This window comes from Streptomyces sp. MBT65 (assembly GCF_016612545.1).
GTDB lineage: Bacteria > Actinomycetota > Actinomycetes > Streptomycetales > Streptomycetaceae > Streptomyces.
The window spans coordinates 1-3529 of the sequence record NZ_JAENRY010000531.1 but is presented as its reverse complement, the minus strand read 5'-3'; the positions used below and the strand labels follow the sequence as shown (position 1 = coordinate 3529).

Here is a 3529-nt window from a genome sequence, read left to right as displayed (position 1 = left end):
CGGCAACACCGGCAGCGGGCGGCTGTGGTTGTTCCAGAGCCGCCCGCTGCCGGTGTTGCCGTGCTTCCGGCGCCCGTCCCCGTGCTCGTCCGCGCGCTTGTCCCCGCTCTCGTCGAACCCGAACTCGATGTCCTGCGGCCCGCCGAACACCTGCCGTGCCCGGCGCGCGAGCCGCGCCAGCCGTCGTAGTTCGGCGGGGGCGAGCAGCGGCTCGGCGGTCGGCGGTTCGGTGCGCAGCAGCCGCCCCCGGCGGCTCAACCAGTAGTTGGTACCGGCCTGTTCACCGCTGACCAGACTGTCCGGGCCGCCGCGCACCGCGCTCACCAGCATCCGGTCGGCGCGCCCCTCGACGGGGTCGGCGCCGAACATCACCCCGCCGACCCGCGCCGTCAGCATCGGCTGCACCAGCACGGCCATCGGCGCGGTGGACCCGTCGGGCCGGTGCGCCGAATCGCGCACGGTCCGCACCGCCGTAACGAAGTCGGACCAGCCGCGCACATCGAGCACGGAGGTGAACTGGCCCGCCAGGGACGACAGTTCGGTGTCCTCCTGCGGAGAGGAGGACCGTACGACGAGGGGCAGCGCACCGGAATCGGAGAGGGCCTGCCAGGCGCGGCGCAGGGCGGCGGGGTCGTCGCCCGCGCCCTCGGGGATCACGAACCCGGGAAGCACGGGCAGTCCGGCATGGGCCGCGCGGGCGAGGTTCGCCGCCTTGGAACCGGCGAACCGGGTCTGTACCGCCGCGAGTTGACCGAGATCGAGGGGCCCGGCGGTGTCCGGACGGTACGTCCCCGCCGTCTCCCGCGCGCCCTCACCATGACGTTCGTCGAGCGTCGTCATCAACACCCTCCAGGACCGACCGCCAACAGGGGGGACGCGCGGGGGTGGCCCTGCGCCTGACGACGGAACGAAGGATGGGGGCGCCCTGCGCCGGACCTCACCCCAGGTCCGACGACAACTCGCCTCCTCCGTCGATGATCCCACCGCTGTTGGCCCACAAGTCGGCCGGAAGCCACTTTCGGGCCCGCCGGCGAAGGATTTCGTGAGCCGGGAGGAGAACCCACCCGACGACTCGTACCGGCGCAGTACGCCCCGCCTCCTCCGCAGGTGCGAGCACGGACGTACGGCTGCTCATCCGGCAGCAGGGCACCCGGGCCCTCGCGTCAGACGGTCATCGGGCGGTCGTACGGGCCGATCGGTGCCGGGAGTCGAGAACTCCCCGTCAGGTAGCGGTCGACGGCCGCCGCCACCGCCCGCCCCTCCGCGATCGCCCACACGATCAGCGACTGCCCCCGCGCCGCGTCCCCCGCGACGAACACCCCGCGCGCGCTCGTCGCGAAGTCCGCGTCCCGGGTGATCGTGCCGCGCGGTGCCATCGCCAACCGCAGTTGATCGATGAGGCCGTCCTGCCGGTCGGGCCCGGTGAACCCGAGGGCGAGCAGCACGAGATCCGCGGGAAGGCTGCGTCCCGAACCCTCCAACGGGCGTCGCCCGGCGTCGACTTCGACCAGGTGTAGAGACCGCACCCGCCCGTCCCCGTCACCTTCGAAGTGGAGCGTCGACGCCGCGAACAGCCGCGCGTCCGCGTCCGCCGCCGGGGCCGTCTCCAGATCCCGCGCCTCCTCGTGCGCGGCCGAGAGCCGATAGATCTTCGGATACGTCGGCCAGGGCTCCGTGTCCTCGTCGCGCTCGGTGTCCGGCTGGGCGTAGATGTCCAACTGGGTGACGGACGCGGCCCCTTCACGCACCGCCGTACCCAGACAGTCCGCCCCGGTGTCACCGCCGCCCACGATCACGACATGCTTCCCGGCGGCGGACAGGGGCGACGCCACCACGTCCCCCTCGCACACCCGGTTGGCCAGCGGCAGATACTCCATCGCCTGGTGGATACCGGTCAACTCTCGTCCGGGCACGTCCAGTTCACGCCAGGCCGTCGCGCCCGTGGCGATCACCACCGCGTCGTAGCGTGCCCGCAGTTCGGCCGCGCCGATGTCCCGCCCGACCGTCGTCGACGTACGGAACTTGGTGCCCTCGGCCCGCATCTGCTCCAGCCGCCGTTCCAGATGCCGCTTCTCCATCTTGAACTCGGGGATGCCGTACCGCATCAGCCCGCCGAGCCGGTCGTCCCGCTCGTACACGGCGACCGTGTGCCCGGCCCGCGTCAACTGCTGTGCCGCGGCAAGGCCGGTGGGCCCGGAGCCGATCACCGCGACCGTCCGCCCGGACAACCGGTCCGGCGGTCTGGGTGGCGCGAAACCGTCGCTCCAGGCGCGGTCCGCGATGGCCACCTCGACGTTCTTGATGGTGACGGCGGGCTGGTTGATGGCGAGCACACACCCCGCCTCGCACGGCGCCGGGCACAACCGCCCGGTGAATTCGGGGAAGTTGTTCGTCGCGTGCAGCCGGTCGGCCGCTGCCCGCCAGTCTTCCCGGCTGACCAGATCGTTCCACTCGGGGATCAGGTTCCCGAGCGGACAGGCGTCGTGGCAGAAGGGCACACCGCAGTCCATGCACCGATCGGCCTGCCGGGTGACGATCGGCAGCAGCGCGCCCGGGACATACACCTCGTTCCAGTCCCGCACCCGCTCCTCGACGGGCCTGCGGGGCCACTCCTCGCGCGGAGTGGTCATAAAACCCTTGGGATCGGCCATGGCCGTCTTCCTCGCGTCCGCATGCGACAGGCCGTGCGTCATCGGGCGGCACTCTTTCAGCCACGATAAGGCCCTTCGGCCGGGCGCGCAGAGTGGGCGAGAGGGCTTTCCCTCAGGTGAGAGGCGGCGTGCACACCGGTCTCTCAGGTGAGAGCCAGCATGTAGACCAGCGCGGCGGCGGCCGAGGCGACCGCGCGGACGTGATTCCACATCGTCCACTCGCGTACGTACGACGGCCAGTAGGCGGCGGCTTCCGGTGTGCCCGGGTCCAGCTTCAGCAGCGCCTCGTTGCGCGGCACGTTCGCGACGATGGTCAGCCCGAACGAACCGAACAGGTACAGCGCGCTGCCCAGCAGCAACTCCACGGTCCCCTGATCCGGCCACAGCACGAACGTGACCACCGCGATCACCGCACACAGCACCGCCGAACCGACGAACAGCAGCATGAAGACGGGCGTCATCGCCGCCCTGTTGATCGCGTTCATCACGGCGACCCCCTGCGCGGGCGGCAACTCGGCCAGCCCCCGCATGACCAGCACGGAGAAGGCACAGAACACCCCGGCCATCAGCCCGGTCGCGAGCACCCCCAGAACCGTCATCGTGACATACGGTTCACCGATCATGCCGTCATCAACTCCCGCCCGTAGAGCCGAGATCCTGCCCATCCCCACTTACCGAGACAAGTCAAGGCCGCGTCCGATCCGGTAGCCATGGCCGAGAATCGCCGGGGCATGCGCGAACGTCCATGCGGTTCGCCGGCGGACGGCGCGTCGGTATGTCGGCAGATCGGTATGTCGGCACGGCAGGACTCCCCGTCGACCTCCTCACCCGGTCTCGGCCTCCGCCCCCGCCTGTCCCTCCCTCCATCCCCCCAGCAC

At 71.2% G+C, this 3529-nt stretch carries 3 protein-coding genes; all 3 read right to left on the bottom strand.

Annotated features, from left to right (window positions below; translation table 11 throughout):
• A partial coding sequence (locus JHN63_RS49790) for a PEP/pyruvate-binding domain-containing protein (RefSeq protein ID WP_307782182.1) occupies window positions 1–840 on the bottom strand: 840 nt, incomplete at its 3' end.
• Window positions 841–1163: 323 nt separating this feature from the next.
• The gene (locus JHN63_RS49785; RefSeq protein ID WP_200691743.1) at window positions 1164–2651 is read right to left on the bottom strand and encodes a glutamate synthase subunit beta; all 1488 of its coding nucleotides are present in this window, start codon (window positions 2649–2651) and stop codon (window positions 1164–1166) included.
• Window positions 2652–2794: 143 nt separating this feature from the next.
• On the bottom strand, window positions 2795–3274 hold the full coding sequence (locus JHN63_RS49780; protein ID WP_200691742.1) for a DUF1772 domain-containing protein: 480 nt from the start codon (window positions 3272–3274) through the stop codon (window positions 2795–2797).
• Window positions 3275–3529: the final 255 nt, after the last annotated feature.